General features: G+C 31.3%; 2 protein-coding genes. Both read left to right on the top strand.

All coding sequences use genetic code 11. The annotated features are described in order from the left end of the window. The first annotated feature begins 43 nt into the window (after positions 1 to 43). The gene (locus CLPUN_RS07065) at positions 44 to 559 is read left to right on the top strand and encodes a cobalt ABC transporter permease (RefSeq protein WP_198944301.1); all 516 of its coding nucleotides are present in this window, start codon (positions 44 to 46) and stop codon (positions 557 to 559) included. Between the two features lie 60 nt (positions 560 to 619). After that, positions 620 to 1,552, top strand: a 933-nt coding sequence (locus CLPUN_RS28575; protein WP_242954069.1) for a peptidoglycan recognition protein family protein, incomplete at its 3' end; no start/stop codon positions are given.

The raw sequence follows: 1,552 nt of genomic DNA, 5'->3' as shown, positions 1-1,552 counted from the left end.
TCAGCACATAAAAGATTAGATGATTTAGAAGGAGATAGATAATATGAAAGAATTATTAATTAATCAAATTGCACCAATAGCAGCAACTGCAATAGTAGGCATATTAGTAGCAATTATTAAAAGTGTTGGAGGTGCAGCAACCGAATTATTTATTGCAAAGAAAAAGGAAGCAGAATTAAAAATAAAAGCTTCAGGACATGAAGAAGAATTAAATACGGCTAAAGAAGTATGGAGTATCGTAGAAGAAAAGTTCAGGATCACAGAGAATGCAAGTCAAATTTTAGGGAATAAAGCAGATGAATTTGATAGATTATTACTTCAAAAAATACCAGGATTAACTAAACAGAATTTAAGCGATTTAAGACAAGCTATAGCTGGTGAATTTAATAAAGATAAAGCAGTTGTGCTGCAAGATGATGCAACAAAGCAGATTGCAGAGCTGCAAAAAACTAATGAATCTTTACTGGTAGAAAATCAAAGCTTAAAATCTACAATAACTCAAATTAGCAGTGCAATACAACCAATAGAAACAGATAATTCAGCAACCGTACAAGTTTAGTTTTTTAGAGTGGCCTTCAAGGTTACTCTTTTATTTTATCTAAGGAAGGAAGTAATCAAAGTGAAAGAAATACAACAACAATTTATCAATTATAATAGATCATCAAGGTCTATTGATACTAAATATATAGTTATACATGATACAGGAGATCCAGGAGCAACAGCTCAGAATGAACATGATTATTTTGCAGGTGGAAATAGAAATGCTTCAGCAGATTTTTTTGTTGATAGTAATAACATTATTCAAATTATAGACACTGATAATTATTATTCTTGGCACTGTGGAGATGGGCGTGGCGCTTATGGTATTACTAATTCAAATTCCTTAGGCATAGAAATGTGTTTAGAAGCAAATGAGAATCCATCAGATGAGACAATAAACAATACATTAGACTTAGTTAAATACTTAATGAATAAATATAATATAGGTATTGATAATGTAGTTAGGCATTATGATGCCAGTAGAAAAACATGTCCTAACTCATTTGCATCTAACAATTGGGCTAGATGGTACGATTTTAAAGACAAACTATCTAGCTCAGCTATAAGTGGTGAGTGGGTATTTAATCAAGAAAAAAATAAATGGTGGTATAAGCATGATAATGGAACTTATACTAAAGATGGATGGGAAAAGATAAATAATAAATGGTATTTATTCGATCCAGAAGGATGGATGTTATATGATTGGAAATATGTTGATAACAAATGGTATTACTTAAATCCTATATCAGATGGCACAAAAGGAGAAATGCAAACTGGATGGGTATTTGATAAGAATTATAGCAAATGGTATTATTGTGATGAATCCGGTGCTATGAAAACAGGATGGCAAAAAATAAATAATGAATGGTACTATTTTGATACTAGTGGAGCAATGCAAACTGGTTGGATAAAAGATGGTGGGAAAGACTACATGCTATATTCTACTGGACAAATGGTATCTAATATAGATTATGTAGGCTATAGATTTGATAGTGATGGTGTTGCAACTAAA

The organism is Clostridium puniceum (genome assembly GCF_002006345.1).
Lineage (GTDB): Bacteria > Bacillota > Clostridia > Clostridiales > Clostridiaceae > Clostridium > Clostridium puniceum.
The sequence above is the reverse complement of the archived record's forward strand: the minus strand, read 5'-3'. Positions and strand labels throughout refer to the sequence as shown.

Coding starts and splice junctions, on each gene's coding strand:
- CLPUN_RS07065 (WP_198944301.1), top strand. CDS start 44: ATGAAAGAATTATTAATTAATCAAATTGCACCAATAGCAGCAACTGCA.